Source organism: Roseburia yibonii (assembly GCF_014297335.1).
Lineage (GTDB): Bacteria > Bacillota > Clostridia > Lachnospirales > Lachnospiraceae > Roseburia_D > Roseburia_D yibonii.
Map to the genome: position 1 here is coordinate 503,857 of NZ_JACOQH010000001.1, position 14,795 is coordinate 518,651.

16 protein-coding genes and 1 riboswitch are annotated in these 14,795 nt (G+C 49.3%); of the genes, 1 reads left to right on the forward strand and 15 read right to left on the reverse strand.

Annotation, left to right across the window (positions count from 1 at the left end; translation table 11 throughout):
• Positions 1-22: 22 nt before the first annotated feature.
• The 14 genes from H8Z76_RS02415 to H8Z76_RS02480 form a co-directional block, all read right to left on the reverse strand.
• The gene (locus H8Z76_RS02415) at positions 23-1,234 is read right to left on the reverse strand and encodes a bifunctional 3,4-dihydroxy-2-butanone-4-phosphate synthase/GTP cyclohydrolase II (RefSeq protein WP_186981544.1); all 1,212 of its coding nucleotides are present in this window, start codon (positions 1,232-1,234) and stop codon (positions 23-25) included.
• 14 nt (positions 1,235-1,248) lie between these two features.
• Positions 1,249-1,878, reverse strand: coding sequence for a riboflavin synthase (gene ribE / locus H8Z76_RS02420; protein ID WP_186981545.1), 630 nt, complete (start codon positions 1,876-1,878; stop codon positions 1,249-1,251).
• Complete coding sequence (gene ribD / locus H8Z76_RS02425; protein ID WP_186981546.1) at positions 1,863-2,969, reverse strand: bifunctional diaminohydroxyphosphoribosylaminopyrimidine deaminase/5-amino-6-(5-phosphoribosylamino)uracil reductase RibD; 1,107 nt, start codon at positions 2,967-2,969, stop codon at positions 1,863-1,865. The genes ribE and ribD overlap by 16 nt, the downstream gene beginning before the upstream one ends.
• 175 nt (positions 2,970-3,144) lie before the next feature.
• A riboswitch (FMN riboswitch) is annotated at positions 3,145-3,259 on the reverse strand.
• Between the two features lie 36 nt (positions 3,260-3,295).
• Positions 3,296-4,003, reverse strand: a complete 708-nt coding sequence (locus tag H8Z76_RS02430) for an SDR family oxidoreductase (RefSeq protein ID WP_186981547.1) — start codon at positions 4,001-4,003, stop codon at positions 3,296-3,298.
• Positions 4,004-5,056, reverse strand: a complete 1,053-nt coding sequence (locus H8Z76_RS02435; RefSeq protein WP_186981548.1) for a spore photoproduct lyase family protein — start codon at positions 5,054-5,056, stop codon at positions 4,004-4,006.
• Entirely contained in the window at positions 5,028-5,915 is an 888-nt protein-coding gene (locus H8Z76_RS02440; RefSeq protein ID WP_186981549.1) for a hypothetical protein, read from the reverse strand. Before H8Z76_RS02440 ends, H8Z76_RS02435 begins: the two co-directional genes overlap by 29 nt.
• A gap of 92 nt (positions 5,916-6,007) precedes the next feature.
• On the reverse strand, positions 6,008-6,427 hold the full coding sequence (gene atpC, locus H8Z76_RS02445) for an ATP synthase F1 subunit epsilon (protein ID WP_022515950.1): 420 nt from the start codon (positions 6,425-6,427) through the stop codon (positions 6,008-6,010).
• 12 nt (positions 6,428-6,439) lie between these two features.
• Positions 6,440-7,846 carry a F0F1 ATP synthase subunit beta gene (gene atpD, locus H8Z76_RS02450; protein WP_022515949.1) on the reverse strand — a complete coding sequence of 469 codons (1,407 nt, stop codon included), beginning with the start codon at positions 7,844-7,846 and terminating at the stop codon, positions 6,440-6,442.
• A 50-nt stretch (positions 7,847-7,896) separates the two neighbouring features.
• Positions 7,897-8,787 carry an ATP synthase F1 subunit gamma gene (gene atpG, locus H8Z76_RS02455; protein WP_022515948.1) on the reverse strand — a complete coding sequence of 297 codons (891 nt, stop codon included), beginning with the start codon at positions 8,785-8,787 and terminating at the stop codon, positions 7,897-7,899.
• Positions 8,788-8,793: 6 nt separating this feature from the next.
• Entirely contained in the window at positions 8,794-10,296 is a 1,503-nt protein-coding gene (gene atpA / locus H8Z76_RS02460) for a F0F1 ATP synthase subunit alpha (RefSeq protein ID WP_147617794.1), read from the reverse strand.
• A gap of 4 nt (positions 10,297-10,300) precedes the next feature.
• Positions 10,301-10,804 (reverse strand): ATP synthase F1 subunit delta, encoded by a 504-nt coding sequence (atpH, locus tag H8Z76_RS02465; protein ID WP_022515946.1) that lies wholly within the window; start codon positions 10,802-10,804, stop codon positions 10,301-10,303.
• Positions 10,785-11,291, reverse strand: coding sequence for a F0F1 ATP synthase subunit B (gene atpF, locus H8Z76_RS02470; protein ID WP_022515945.1), 507 nt, complete (start codon positions 11,289-11,291; stop codon positions 10,785-10,787). The genes atpH and atpF overlap by 20 nt, the downstream gene beginning before the upstream one ends.
• 24 nt (positions 11,292-11,315) lie before the next feature.
• Complete coding sequence (atpE, locus tag H8Z76_RS02475) at positions 11,316-11,540, reverse strand: ATP synthase F0 subunit C (protein WP_022515944.1); 225 nt, start codon at positions 11,538-11,540, stop codon at positions 11,316-11,318.
• Positions 11,541-11,579: 39 nt separating this feature from the next.
• Positions 11,580-12,242, reverse strand: a complete 663-nt coding sequence (locus H8Z76_RS02480; RefSeq protein WP_022515943.1) for a F0F1 ATP synthase subunit A — start codon at positions 12,240-12,242, stop codon at positions 11,580-11,582.
• A 401-nt stretch (positions 12,243-12,643) separates the two neighbouring features.
• On the opposite strand from H8Z76_RS02480, the gene H8Z76_RS02485 reads away from it, so the two are divergent.
• Positions 12,644-13,351: a hypothetical protein gene (locus H8Z76_RS02485; RefSeq protein WP_186981550.1), complete on the forward strand. Its 708-nt coding sequence runs from the start codon at positions 12,644-12,646 to the stop codon at positions 13,349-13,351.
• 54 nt (positions 13,352-13,405) lie between these two features.
• Here the strand turns inward: H8Z76_RS02485 and serS are convergent, their stop codons facing one another.
• Complete coding sequence (serS, locus tag H8Z76_RS02490; protein ID WP_022515942.1) at positions 13,406-14,698, reverse strand: serine--tRNA ligase; 1,293 nt, start codon at positions 14,696-14,698, stop codon at positions 13,406-13,408.
• Positions 14,699-14,795 lie beyond the last annotated feature (97 nt).

Sequence of the window (14,795 nt, forward strand, 5' to 3'; positions counted from 1 at the left end):
CTTTTTCTGTTTTGATGAATTTTTATTCTGCTTCTTTGATATCCAAAAGATGTCCCATGCGTTTCTTTTTGGTCAGAAGATAAAATTTGTCATAACGGTTTGCCGGTATTTCGATTGGAACCCGCTCTTTGATCTCCATGCCGAAATCGGAAAGCTGATAAACCTTATCCGGGTTATTGGTCAGCAGGCGGAGCGTCTTCACGCCGAGATCCTGCAGGATCTGCGCCCCGATGTAATACTCCCGCATATCCTCGGAAAATCCGAGCGCAAGATTTGCCTCCACCGTATCCATTCCTTCGCTTTGCAGTTCGTATGCTTTTAATTTATTCAAAAGCCCGATGCCTCTGCCTTCCTGCCGCATATAGAGTAAAATCCCCCTGCCCTCGGCTTCGATCTGCCGCATTGCCTGATCGAGCTGCTGTCCGCAGTCACAGCGTGCGGAATGAAAAACATCTCCGGTCAGACACTCGGAGTGTACCCGGCATAACACGTTCTCTCCGTCCCCGATCTCGCCCTTGACCAGTGCCACATGATGTTCCCCGTTTAACAGGTTGCGATAGCCGTAAGCGCGGAATTCGCCGTATTCCGTCGGAAGCAGCGGGCTTGCCACACACTCGACCAGCTTTTCGTGTTTTTTGCGGTAATCCTGGATCGCCTGGATCGTGATAAAGCAGATGTTCCATTTTTCTGCCAGTTCGATCAGCTGCGGCGTGCGCAGCATCCGTCCGTCGTCTCCCATAATCTCACAGCAGAGCCCGCATTCCTTTAAGCCGGCGAGCCGCATCAGATCCACCGTCGCCTCCGTGTGTCCGTTGCGTTCCAGCACACCGTTTTTCTTTGCGCGCAGCGGAAACATATGTCCCGGTCTTCTGAAATCCTCCGGCTTCGCGTCCTCTGCAACGATCTTTCTTGCCGTAAGTCCGCGTTCTTCGGCGGAAATACCGGTCGTTGTATCTTTATGATCCACCGATACCGTAAACGCGGTCTCATGATTGTCCGTATTATCCTGTACCATCTGCGGAAGCTGCAGTTTCTTACAGAGCTCCCCGCTCATCGGCATACAGATGAGTCCTTTTCCATGCGCTGCCATAAAGTTTACATTTTCCGTTGTCGCGAACTGTGCCGCACAGATGAAATCCCCCTCATTCTCTCTGTCCTCGTCATCCGTTACCAAAATGACCTTTCCGCTTTTTAATGCCTCAAGTGCTTCCGGAACTGTATTAAATTCAAACATCTTTTTTCCTCCCTCTAAAATCCATATTGCTGCAAAAACGCTGTATCGATCCCGCTTTTTGTCTGCACAAATTTTTCTATGTATTTTCCAACCATGTCGTTCTCAAGATTGACCGCATCCCCGATCTTTTTCCCGGAAAGCGTCGTCTCCGCCGCCGTATGCGGGATCACGGAAACCGAAAAGTTATCCCGTTCCACCGCTGCCACGGTAAGGCTGATGCCATCGATCGCGATCGAACCTTTTTCCACAATGTAGCGCATGATCTCCGGATCCGCCAGGATCGTGTACCAGATTGCATTGTCATCCCTCCTAATATGAAGGATCTTTCCGGTGCCATCCACATGGCCTGCCACCATATGTCCACCGAAACGCCCGTCTGCCGCCATCGCCCGCTCCAGGTTCACAGGGCTTCCGGGCCGCAGCTTGCCAAGCGTTGAACGGGAAAGTGTCTCATTCATGACATCCGCCGAAAAGGTCTTTCCCGTGATCTCCGTCGCAGTCAGGCAGACACCGTTTGTGGCAACACTGTCTCCGATTTTTAGATCCGAAAAGATCTTATTTCCACGGATCACGAGCACTGCGGACCGCGCTCCTTTTCGTATTGCGTCAACTGTTCCGATTTCTTCAATTATTCCGGTAAACATGAATATTTCACATCTCCTTCCACCAAAAGATCTGCTCCGATCCTGCGGACGCTTACATCGGACAGCTGCCAGCCATCGGACGGAAGCACGGCACCGGATCCTTCCACCGGGCTTTTCGCCTCCGCCCCGCCGAACAGTTTCGGTGCGATATAGGCCTGCACCCGCTGTACGATCCCCTGTTTCAGTGCGGAGAAATTTAACGTGCCGCCGCCTTCTAAGAGGATACTGTCAATGCCCTGCTCTCCGAGCATCCGCATCAGTTCACCCAGATCGATATGTCCTTCTTTTTTCGGAACCACCAGGATCTCACATCCCGCTTCCCGATAAGGTGCATGCTTCGCCTCATCCGCACATGCTGTCGCAAGGATCGTCTTTGTCTCATGCGCCGTGGTCACAACGTTGCTTTCAGGCGGTGTGCAAAGTCCGGTATCACAGATGATGCGGATCGGATCTCTTCCTCCCGGTATCCGGCAGGTAAGGCGCGGGTCATCCGCCCGCACCGTTCCGAGCCCCACCATGATCCCCATATAGCGGTTACGGTCCTTTTGCACATTTTTCCTTGCGTCTTCCCCGGTGATCCACTTCGAAGCGCCCGTTGCTGTCGCGATCTTTCCATCGAGTGTCATTGCGTATTTCATCACCACATACGGTCTTTTTGTTTTGATGTAATGAAAAAATACGGCGTTTAATGCATCGCACTCTTTTTTTAATACCCCGGTCTCCACGGTAAGCCCGGCCTCCTGTAAGATCCGGATTCCTTTTCCTGCCACGAGCGGATTCGGATCCGAGGATCCGATCACCACGCGGCGGATGCCGCTTGCCAGGATTGCTTCGGTACAAGGCGGTGTCTTGCCGTAATGACAGCACGGCTCAAGCGTCACATAAATTGTCGCCCCCTCGGTGCTCTCCTTACAGTCCGCAAGCGCGTTCCGCTCCGCATGAAGTCCGCCAAATCTTTCGTGCCATCCCTTTCCGATCACTTTTTCATCCTTTACGATCACCGCGCCCACGAGCGGATTGGGATTTACCGCGCCCATACCGCGCTTCGCGAGTTCCAGCGCCATATCCATATATGATTCATCTACTGTCATAAATTCCTCCTGTCACAGGCAGAAACAAAGTGCCCTGAAGAATCTTCTCCAGGGCACTTATCTCTGATGATCTGAAACTGCCTGTTTTGTCCTCATGCTGACCAACAAAAAACTCTGAAATGATAACTATCATCTCAGAGCATCTCACGCATATTTCAGATATCAAAATATATCATCGTATCTTCTTTCATCCAGACTGTACTGTCGGCTTCGGAATCACACCGAATCATGCCTTGCGGCTCGTGGGCTTTACCACCGGTAGGGAATCGCACCCTGCCCTGAAGATCTGTTTTCTTTTTACGAAATTTACCATACCACTTATCCTGTTATTTTGCAAGAGGTTTTTTTCTGATCCGGTGTAACTGCGGTTTTAAAGTAAGTTCCGACAGCACCATGCCATCCCGCACGCCGAGCACAAACGCGACCGCATCCGCGACATCCTCCGGCACCAGACGCGCCTCCTCTTCCTCCGCTTCCCTAAAGTCCGCGTTCCGGTAGAGATTGGTCTTTGTCATATCCGGGCAGATCGTCGTCACCTTCACCCCGTACTTTCGCGCCTCATCAAACAGGCTTCTCCCAAAACTGTAAAGTCCCGCCTTGGTGGCTCCATACGCGCAGCCGTGCGGATTGCTGTTTACCGCCGTGACGGACGCGATGTCTATGATATGGCCTTTATTCTTTTTTAAGGTCCGCAGCAGCTGAGCGCTTAAGATCATCGGCACTTCCAGATTCGTGCGCACCATCTCGGCGATCTTTTTCGCGTTCAGCTCCTCATGCAGCCCATAGTAGGCAACTCCCGCATTGTTGATCAGTACATGGATCTCCCATTCCGCCGCGATCCGCTTCACCTGTCCGGTCAGTTTCGCCGTATCCAGAAGATCACAAATGATCGGATGAAAGTTTCCTCTTTCCAGTTTACATAACTCAAAATTCCTGCCAAACCCGAACACCTCATAGTCCATATCACACAGCCGTTCACTCACTGCCAGACCGATCCCGGACGATGCCCCGGTTATGATCACTGCCTCTCTCATCTATGTTTCCTCCTTCTCCCACAAAAATATCTTTTCCTCCGGCAGATACTGCGACAGCCGCTCCACCAGAAAGCCTTCCATTTCCCGCGTCAGCCCGTCCCCATAATGGTAGACACCCCGGTCATTTTCATAGGGGAACTGGACGACTGCGGAATCCGGCGCGTTCTTCCGCATTTTCTTTAAATAATCCTGTGAGACACGGAAGCTTCCGACACTCACATCAAACAGTCTGCCCCAGTCCATCTGCTCCGCAATCGCAAGAAGCATCCTGTCATACGAGTCCTTCCAGCCCGCATGATAGATCATCGGATCAAAACAGAGCCGCACCGTGCACCCACACGCCTGTGCTTCCGCCGCTGCCGCAATGCGCTGTGCAAGCGACGGGGTGTAATGTTCATACCGCTCTATGACCTCCTGTGGCGACATCGTAAACGCGTACACGACGTGGGAGGACGGTTCTGCGTGCTTAAAAAAGCTGTGGTTCGCGCATTTCGTCCGAAGCTCGATGCGAAGCCCATTCCCGCCCTCTTGTTCTTCTTTTTCACATTCGTTTACAAAGCGCACCCATTCCCCTGCGTATCCGGTGATCTCCTCTAGCGCCAGAAGATCGGTATCATAGGATACACACAGGTACATTTCATGCTGCGCTATTATCTTTTTTACCTCAGCGAAAATGTCCTCCAGATTCACAAAGATGACCAGATGCGCGGACGGGTACATCCCCTTCAGGTAACAGTACTCACAGTCATAGATACAGTTCATCACGCAGGAGGTATAATAAAAATACGAGTTTCCGAAGTTCTGACAGACCGGCGCTCCGGGATAGATCAACGTCCCCTGTTTCGCCGCGAGGATCAGGCTCTGCGCCCGGTGCTGCCTCAGATAATCCTGCCCCCTCCGGCAGAACACATCCTTGTAATGATCGATCCAGACCACCTGCGCCTGCGGAAATTTCGCCAATATCCTTTTTGTGCGCGGATGGTCCTTCACTCCGCGTTCCACATAAATGTGGGAAAATGCCGTATTATAATAATTTTCGCCGGATCTCTTCAAAGCAGTTCTTCCCCTCTCTCTTATCCCTGCACGGGAGTTTTCCAGATGCGTACATTTCTTTAAGCACCGTCCGGTAATCGATCCCTGAAAGTGTCCAGTAACGGATATGCTGACGTACCATGGCCTCCATCGTCTTTGAAGCGTGCAGGTCTTCGGTCAGACGCCGGATATCTGTCTCCTCTTCGTCCTGTTTCGCCCCGCATCCGCATTCTTCCGCTGCTTCCTCTGTGATCCGGCGCAGGCTGTCGATGTACGCGCAGACCGCCTCCTCCTGTGCCGCGATCTTCTGCCCGATCTGCTCCGGCTGTCCGGTCTTTCCGTCACCGGCAACTCCGTGATCCGTCACAACCTTTAAAAACGTCATCTGGTGCGGTCCGAAATAGTAGGCTCCCGCCTGATAGACCGCCGCCGCTTCCATATCATAAAGACGTGCCCCTGCTCCGTTTTCCGGATCCTGCGTTTCGTTCGCTCCACGGTAGGGAACCGCCTGTGTCACGATCTCTGCCTCCGCAAACGGATGGCGGTAAATCACATCCGGGTAAAACGTCCGTCCGGTTGTCTGCTCTGTGATCTTATTACAGAGAAAGATCTCTCCATCCCGCACGGACGGATCATTTGCATCTGCCGCCGCGCTCCCGATATTGACAAGAAAATCACCTTTTCCGGGCGGAAATTCACCGAATGTGCCGCTGACTGCGCACGCCGCCGCGATATTTCCGGCACCGGTCAGGATCAGGCGTATCTTTAACTCCTCATTCTCAAAAAGCTGAAAATGAGTATGTGCCGTATCTTTTTTCAGTTTGTAATGCGCGATCACGCACTGTGCCTCCGCATAGAATGCCGTAAACAGATAGATCATCTTTTTTGTCCTGCCTTTTTATTCACTTTTCCTATTGTACCATCCAGACGCAAAAAAAGACAGCCAAAATGGCTGTCTTTTGCTGCTGCTTTTTAATAACCGATCGGTCTGTCGTGGCTGCTGGCTTTCAGTCGCTCCATCGCTCTCGCGAGGGACGCTTTGGAACGGTAATATTCCTGAATACTCTGTTTTTGTCTGAGCTGTTCCTCGGCACGCTCTTTTGCCTCTTTCGCACGGCGGACATCAATATCCTCCGGTGACTCACAGGTATCCACGATGACTGTGGCACGGTTATTCATGATCTGCGCAAAACCGGTTCCGGTAACACCGTAGATCCAGTTGCCGTTTTCCTCCTGGATCCGGATCTCTCCGACTTCCACGGCAAACGCCATATTCTCATGATGCGCCTGAATTGCTTTCTGGCCATCCTCAAGCGGAAGAATGACCTGCTTGCATCTTCCGTCAAAAAACACACGGTCACAGGCGATTACTTTAAGACTAAATGTATTCATGCTTCATTCCTCCTAGTTGGCGGAACCTGTGCCCTCCATCTGTTTTGCCTTTTCCTTTACATCCTCGATCGTCCCGACGTTAAAGAATGCAGCTTCCGGATAATCATCCATCTCGCCGTCAATGATCGCCTTAAATCCGCGGATCGTCTCCTTTAACGGAACGTATTTACCAGGCATACCGGTAAAGTTCTCCGCTACATGGAACGGCTGGGATAAGAATTTCTGAATCTTTCTTGCACGGTATACGGTCAGCTTATCCTCATCGGAAAGCTCTTCCATACCAAGGATCGCGATGATATCCTGCAATTCTGTGTATTTCTGCAGGATTTCCTGCACACGTCTTGCAGTCTCGTAATGCTCTTTTCCGACTACATCCTCTTCCAGGATACGGGAGTTGGATTCGAGCGGATCTACTGCCGGGTAAATACCCTGTTCCACGATCTTTCTCGAAAGAACGGTGGTTGCATCCAAGTGGGCAAATGTTGTTGCCGGAGCCGGGTCTGTCAGGTCATCAGCAGGCACATAAACTGCCTGTACGGAAGTAACGGATCCGTTCTTGGTCGATGCGATACGTTCCTGTAATTCACCCATTTCATTTGCCAGTGTCGGCTGATAACCAACGGCTGACGGCATACGTCCGAGCAGTGCGGACACTTCGGAACCAGCCTGTGTGAAACGGAAGATATTATCGATAAACAGAAGTACGTTCTGATGTTCCTCGTCACGGAAATATTCTGCCATGGTAAGTCCGGTCTCCGCAACTCTCATACGCGCTCCAGGCGGCTCATTCATCTGACCGAACACTAAGGCGGTCTTGTCGATAACACCGGATTCTGTCATTTCTGTCCAGAGATCATTACCCTCTCTGGAACGCTCGCCGACACCGGTAAAGATGGAATATCCACCATGCTCGGTCGCGATATTGTGGATCAGCTCCTGGATCAGTACGGTCTTACCAACACCGGCACCACCGAACAGACCGATCTTACCACCTTTTGCATACGGCGCAAGCAGGTCGATGACCTTGATACCTGTCTCAAGTACCTCTACGACCGGGCTCTGATCTTCAAAGCTCGGCGGATCTCTGTGGATGACCCAGTGCTTCTCTCCCTCGAGAGACTCACCACCGTCTAAGGTATCTCCTAATACATTAAATAAACGTCCTAAGGTTCCTTTGCCGACCGGAACTTTAATGCCGCTTCCGGTAGCTGTTACTTCCATATCTTTGTGAAGTCCTTCACTGGATGCCAGCATGATACAGCGGACGGTATTGTTTCCGATGTGCTGCGCAACTTCCATTACGCACCGCTTACCACCGTTGTCTACCTCTAACGCATCCTTAATAAATGGAAGGTCGTTATCTTCAAATTCAACGTCAACAACAGGTCCCATAACCTGTACGATTTTTCCTTTTTTCATTCCATTTACCTCTCAAATAACGGGAGGGAACCTCCTTTCTTTATTTTTATTTATTTCTTTTTCTTATTTTTCTGTGCCTTGGCACCACCGATCACCTCGGTGATCTGCTGGGTAATATCTGCCTGCCGGACACGGTTATACTGGATCGACAGGCTCTGTAACATTTCCTTCGCACTGTCAGTCGCGGTCTGCATCGCCATCATTCTTGAATTCTGCTCACTTGCGAAAGACTCAACCAGTGAACCGTAAATGATACCGGTGACACAGTTTGGAACCACATGCTCAAGGATCGCTTCCATGGACGGTTCCACCTTGATCTCCTCCTGATAGGTATCGATCGGTGCCCGCATAAAATCTTCCTTTTTGAGCGGAAGCAGCTGGATCTTTTCCGCGTTCATGTTAAACGCGTTTTCCATCTTGGTGTATACGATATACACCTCATCCAGTTCGCCCTTGTCGTACAACTCCATGACACGGTCTGTGATCACACGCGCCCTGTGCAGGGATGGATTCTGTACCGTATACTTAAATTCGGTATCTACTTCCAGTCCCTCTTTCGCGAAATACTGACGTCCCAGCTCGCCGACGACGAACAGCTTGTTGTTATTTCCCTGTTCGAAAAGCTCATGCGCCATTTTGATCACGTTATGATTGTATGCGCCCGCAAGCCCCTTATCCGCAGTGATCACGATGTAACCTCTTCTTTTCTCAGCGTCCGGGATCTCCGTCTTCTGATCAAAGTAACGGCTCTCCGTATCCGGAATATGTCTGAGGAAACGGGAAATCGCCATCTGCAGAGAATAAAAGTAAGGCTCGGTATCCTCAAGCTTCTGCTTCGCAACGCGGAGCTTGGAAGAAGAGATCATATACATGGCATTCGTGATCTTCATGGTATCCTGAATACTTTTCATTCGCTTTTGGATTTCCTTGGTATTTGCCATATCCTATCACCTGCTCTTAAACTCTTTGACTGCCTCTACAATGGACTCTGTGATCGCGTCATCCAATACTTTCTTTTCATTGATCGTATCCATGATGTCTTTGTGCTCTGCCGCGAAAAACTCCAACATCCGTTTCTGGAAATCCTTGGTCTCCCTAGTGTCCACATCGAGAAGCAGACGCTTGTTCGCTGCAACCAGTGTGATAACCTGCTCTGCAAGACTCATCGGATGGCAAAGCGGCTGTTTTAATAATTCCATCAGTCCTTTTCCGTACTGTAACTGCTCTTTGGTCGCGTCATCCAGATCGGAACTGAACTGTGTGAACACTTCCATCTCACGATACTGCGCAAGATCGATACGCACGCTTCCGGAAGCCTTCTTCATCGCCTTGGTCTGCGCCGCGCCACCGACACGGGATACGGAAAGACCAACGTTTACCGCCGGACGCATACCGGAGAAGAAAAGATCACTCTCAAGGAAGATCTGTCCATCGGTAATGGAAATTACGTTTGTCGGGATATACGCGGATACGTCACCTGCCTGTGTCTCAATGATCGGCAGTGCAGTGATCGAACCTCCGCCCAGTTTATCATTTAACTTACTGGAACGCTCAAGCAGTCTCGAATGTAAGTAGAATACGTCACCCGGATATGCCTCACGTCCCGGAGAACGCTCAAGTAACAGGGACAGCGCACGGTAAGCAACCGCATGCTTGGAAAGATCATCATAAATGATCAGTACGTCTTTTCCCTTGTACATAAAGTATTCTGCCAGCGCGGTACCCGCATACGGCGCGATATACTGTAAGGACGCGGAATCGCTCGCTGTTGCGGAAAGCACAACAGAATAATCCATCGCGTCATTTTTTGTCAGGGTATTTACCAGCTTTGCAACGGTAGATGCTTTCTGTCCGATCGCAACATAGATACAGATCACATCTTTTCCTCTCTGGTTTAAGATCGTATCAACGGCGATCGAGGTCTTACCTGTCTGACGGTCACCAATGATAAGCTCACGCTGTCCACGTCCGATCGGGAACATGGAATCGATCGCAAGAATACCTGTTTCCAGCGGCTGGTTTACAGACTGTCTGTCTACAATGCTCGGTGCTTCCTGCTCGATCGCACGGTAATCATCTGCAGGGATCTCGCCCTTTCCGTCGATCGGAGCACCCAGTGCATTGATAACTCTTCCAAGATAGGCATCTCCTACCGGGACACCCGCTTTTTTCTTTGTTCTGGTTACTTTTGTTCCTTCTTTTATTCCGGTATCTTTTCCTAAAACGATGCAGCCGATCTGATCTCTCTTGATATCCTGCACCATTCCCTTTACACCATTTTCAAAGATAACGATTTCGCCATACATGGCATGCTCGATTCCATAGATCGTCGCGATACCGTCACCTACCCAGATGACTTCGCCGACTTCCTGACCGCCACTTACCATGTCATAGTTTTCTATTTCACTTTTCAGAATGGAAATAATTTCTTCTGAACTTATGGAACTCACGTTATCACCTCCAAATCAATTCCTGCTTTAATTTATTTAAACGCCCTTTCATACTCCAGTCCTCTTCCCTGTCCTTCACACGAATCACGAACCCGCCGATCAGATCCGGCTGTTCGATCAGTTCTATCTGCACTTCATTTTTTCCATATTCTTTCTTCAGATGTTCTTTCATCTGCGCAAGCTGTGACTCTGTCGGTGGCGTGACATAGGAAAGTGTCGCGCGCAGAATCCCGTTGTGCGCGTCATAACAGGTGTGGTACGAAGAAAATATATCCGCAAGTTCACCCACACTGCCGTTGTCGCAGAGCACCTTTAAAAAGTTTCTCACTTCCTGCGGGAAGATGGAATCTATCAGTTTGTGTTTCTCTTTTGCGGAAACAATCGGGCTTCCCAGAGATTTCGACAGTTCCGGGGTAAGAGAAAAAATTCTTTCTGTCTCTGCTACGACCTCTCCTGCCACACCGAGTTCATAGAGGACAGTTCCGTAATTATTCGCTGTCTGTGTCATCCGAATCACCTGCTTTAGCTAAAAACTGATCATACAATGACTGGTTGCTTTCCTCCGTGCTCTTTTCGCCGATCACCTTTCCGGCTGCCACGAGTGCGAGATCCGCGATCTGTGACTGAAGATCCTGCACGGTCTTTTCGCGCTCCAGTTCGATTGTTTTCTGTGCGTTTTCAATGATCTTATCTGCCTGGGCATCTGCTGATTTTACCTTGCTGTCATATTCTTTCTGCGCATTCTTTCTTGCTTCCTCAAGGATCTTTACAGATTCTTCATGCGCACCTTTTAACATGTCTTCGTACTGCTGTTTCAGCTCACCCGCCTGCTTTCTCTTATCATCCGCGTCCGCAAGCTGTCCCTCGATCATTTCCTTACGCTTCTGCATAATACCGGTTACCGGTCCGATCAGGAACTTTTTCAGTAACAGATAAAGAACAATCAGATTTATGATGGTAAAGAGGACGTTCCAATCGATTCTTAATAATTGCATTCTCTACCAAGTCCTTTCTTTGGATTAACCCAGGAATAAGATGATTAAGATGGCAACAACCATACCGAAGATTGCAGTACCTTCTGCCAGGGCACAACCAAGCAGTAATGCTTTTGTGATCTTGCTTTCTGCTTCCGGCTGTCTTGCGATCGCGTCTACTGCCTTAGATGTTGCAAGACCGATACCGATACCTGCGCCAATACCTGTTAATGCTGCTAAACCTGCTCCGATTGCGATTAATGATGTCATAATGAAACAACTCCTTTTCTTTTTCTTGTTTTAATTTTTTTATTCCATAGTATCTTTAATAAATAAAGATGTTAAAAAGACAAATACATATGCCTGAATCAGCCCGTCAAAAATATCAAAATAGAAGCTGAATGGGATCGGCACCAAAAGCGGTGCGACGATTTTAATAAGTTCCATGATTACGAATGCGCCAAGGATATTACCAAAGAGACGCATACACAGTGACAATGGACGAATGAAAATTTCCAGTATGTTCATTGGGAGCATGACTGGAACCGGTTCCGCAAAACTCTTCAGGAATTTCTTCGGTCCCTTCTTCCGGATACCTGAAAATTCGATCAGAATTATGCTCATCAGTGCCAGGGCACCGGTGACGCCCACATCTTTCGTCGGAGATTTCATTCCGAGCAGTCCGATCATGTTTGACAGCGCGATGTAAAAAGCGACCGTCATCAGATACGGGATATAACACTTGCCCTCTTCTCCGAGAAGATCGTAAAAGAAGTCATAGATCGTTCCGATTACCGTTTCGAGTGCCAGCTGCCTCTTACCCGGGTTTTCCACCCGCAGTCCGCGCACCAGCAATATCGAACCTATGACCAGCACTGCCATGATAAACCAGGTGACAACGACGGATTCAGCAACCGGTATCCCACCAAATATGGGAATCGTGAACGCCGTCTCACAGTTTAATTCTTCCATCAGTGCTTTTGACAGATTCTCCGTATTTACCCCTTCCTTTCTTATTTAATATAGCATTTCTTAATGCCGAATGTATTCTACTGAAATCTACCCCGAATGTCAATTCTCGCTTTCTTCCAAAAACGGTGCTGTTTTTTTGGTTGTTTTGCACAATCATATTTCAATTTCCCCGTCATTTTTTCATGATTTTTAAATTCTTTTTTATCATTCTTTCCGATTTGTTTAATTTTCAAGCGCAAACCAGAACGAAATCCCGTTGAAATGACCGAACATTTTCTATACGTGTGTCAAATGGTTAAGTTCTCCCCCTGCTTTGACGATATATTATATAAATGACTGCCATGTCTATTTTGTATGGGCATGTGCTATCGATAGATTTTCGCAGAAAGGAGTATCCGATCATGCACACGAGTATTTCCGGTTCTTTTTCACGCAGTTCCTCCTTCTTTGGAGGTTCGAAGAAAACCAAACGCCAGTCCCTGTCTTTTAGCGTACACCGCAGTATGAGTGAGACCGGCTATCTGATGCGGCTCGCCTCAGCGCGCACACCGTCCCAGGTATCCGCTGTCATCGCCGCGGCACAGGCTGACGCAAAATCTGTAAAACAGAGTTCTTCCAGTTCTTCCGAGATCCAGAAGGCGAAAAAGATCGCCAAGTCCATCGAAAAACAGGGGACGTTAAAATCCGCGAAACTGCGCAGGGAAAAGCAGCTGGAAAAGGAAGCCCGGACGGAACTCGCCGCAAAGAACTTAAAGCGCGCGAAAAACACAGCTTCCAAGCTCGCCAAAAAGAGGCGTGTGCGAAAGGCGCAGGAGCAGGCAGCCATCGCGAACAGCATTCCGGTCTCCGATCACCGCAGGCGTCATATGGATGAATATGTGGACGACAGCACGCCGCTTTCCCAGTACTCCTTTGATAATCTAAAGACCAGGGAGGAAGCCGCCGCACAGGCAGCCGCGATCAACGCGGCAATAAACGCAGGGGAAACTCCATCTTCCGGCGATGCCGCAGCAGCCACCACTGGTTCTGCGGTTTCCAGTGCAGATGCCGCGGCCGCTGTTTCCGGCATCTCCGGTGTGTCCGGGTCTGCCATTGACTGTTCTATATAATTATAAAAAGATGACATCCGGGTACTTCCCTGATGTCACCTTTTTCTTTCGTAATTATTTCTGGTCCGGAACCAGTTTTTCCTTGCCGCCCATATATGGCTGCAGTACCTTCGGAATGCTTACGCTTCCGTCTGCGTTTAAGTTGTTCTCCAGGAACGCGATCAGCATTCTCGGCGGAGCAACAACGGTATTATTTAAGGTATTCGCAAAATATTTGTTTCCGTCTTTTCCTTTGACACGAATCTTTAATCTTCTTGCCTGTGCGTCTCCAAGATTTGAGCAGCTTCCGACCTCGAAGTATTTCTTCTGTCTCGGTGACCACGCCTCCACATCACAGGATTTTACTTTCAGATCCGCAAGATCTCCGGAGCAACATTCCAGGGTACGAACCGGGATATCCATGCTGCGGAACAGATCTACGGTGTTCTGCCAGAGTTTGTCATACCACATTTTGGACTCTTCCGGTTTGCAGACAACGATCATTTCCTGCTTCTCAAACTGGTGGATACGGTAAACACCACGCTCTTCAATACCGTGCGCACCCTTTTCCTTACGGAAGCACGGAGAATAACTGGTCAGTGTATACGGCAGCTTGTCCTCGTCCTGGATCGTATCGATGAATTTACCGATCATGGAATGCTCGGAAGTTCCGATCAGGTAAAGATCCTCGCCCTCGATCTTGTACATCATGGCATCCATTTCATCAAAGCTCATAACGCCGGTCACCACATTGCTGCGGATCATAAATGGCGGAATGCAGTAAGTAAAGCCACGGTCGATCATAAAGTCTCTCGCATAAGAAAGGATCGCGGAATGCAGTCTCGCAATGTCTCCCATCAGATAGTAGAATCCGTTTCCTGCTACTTTTCCGGCAGCGTCAAGATCGATGCCGTGGAAGCTCTCCATGATCTCCGTATGATACGGAACTTCAAAATCCGGTACGACCGGCTCACCGAATTTCTCGATCTCAACGTTGCAGCTGTCGTCTTTTCCGATCGGAACGCTCGGGTCAATGATATTCGGGATGACCATCATATCTTTGGTGATCTTTTCCTGCAGTTCTTTTTCTTTTGCTTCAAGCTCCGCAAGACGTGCCGCATTCGCGTTTACCTGGGCTTTGACTGCTTCCGCTTCGTCTTTTTTGCCCTGTCCCATCAGTGCGCCGATCTGTTTGGAAAGCTTGTTTCTGCTCGCGCGCAGATCATCTGCTTCCTGCTTTGCAGCTCTCGCTTCTTCGTCAAGGGCGATCACTTCGTCCACCAACGGTAATTTCTTGTCCTGGAATTTGTTTTTGATGTTCTGTTTTACAATTTCCGGATTCTCTCTTAAAAACTTCAAATCAATCATGCTGTTTTTTCCTCCTAAAATAAAAAACCTCCCGTCCCGTACAGGAATCTCCTGTATCTGGGACGGAAGGTAAATTTTCCGCGTTGCCACCCAAATT

Bases quoted from the DNA above. Each gene is read 5' to 3' on its own strand.
- atpF (WP_022515945.1), bottom strand. From the start codon at position 11,291: ATGCAATTATTAAGAATCGATTGGAACGTCCTCTTTACCATCATAAAT.
- atpG (WP_022515948.1), bottom strand. From the start codon at position 8,787: ATGGCAAATACCAAGGAAATCCAAAAGCGAATGAAAAGTATTCAGGAT.
- atpD (WP_022515949.1), bottom strand. From the start codon at position 7,846: ATGAAAAAAGGAAAAATCGTACAGGTTATGGGACCTGTTGTTGACGTT.
- serS (WP_022515942.1), bottom strand. From the start codon at position 14,698: ATGATTGATTTGAAGTTTTTAAGAGAGAATCCGGAAATTGTAAAACAG.
- atpH (WP_022515946.1), bottom strand. From the start codon at position 10,804: ATGACACAGACAGCGAATAATTACGGAACTGTCCTCTATGAACTCGGT.
- H8Z76_RS02415 (WP_186981544.1), bottom strand. From the start codon at position 1,234: ATGTTTGAATTTAATACAGTTCCGGAAGCACTTGAGGCATTAAAAAGC.
- H8Z76_RS02480 (WP_022515943.1), bottom strand. From the start codon at position 12,242: ATGGAAGAATTAAACTGTGAGACGGCGTTCACGATTCCCATATTTGGT.
- H8Z76_RS02430 (WP_186981547.1), bottom strand. From the start codon at position 4,003: ATGAGAGAGGCAGTGATCATAACCGGGGCATCGTCCGGGATCGGTCTG.
- H8Z76_RS02440 (WP_186981549.1), bottom strand. From the start codon at position 5,915: ATGATCTATCTGTTTACGGCATTCTATGCGGAGGCACAGTGCGTGATC.
- H8Z76_RS02485 (WP_186981550.1), top strand. From the start codon at position 12,644: ATGCACACGAGTATTTCCGGTTCTTTTTCACGCAGTTCCTCCTTCTTT.
- ribD (WP_186981546.1), bottom strand. From the start codon at position 2,969: ATGACAGTAGATGAATCATATATGGATATGGCGCTGGAACTCGCGAAG.
- atpC (WP_022515950.1), bottom strand. From the start codon at position 6,427: ATGAATACATTTAGTCTTAAAGTAATCGCCTGTGACCGTGTGTTTTTT.
- ribE (WP_186981545.1), bottom strand. From the start codon at position 1,878: ATGTTTACCGGAATAATTGAAGAAATCGGAACAGTTGACGCAATACGA.
- atpE (WP_022515944.1), bottom strand. From the start codon at position 11,540: ATGACATCATTAATCGCAATCGGAGCAGGTTTAGCAGCATTAACAGGT.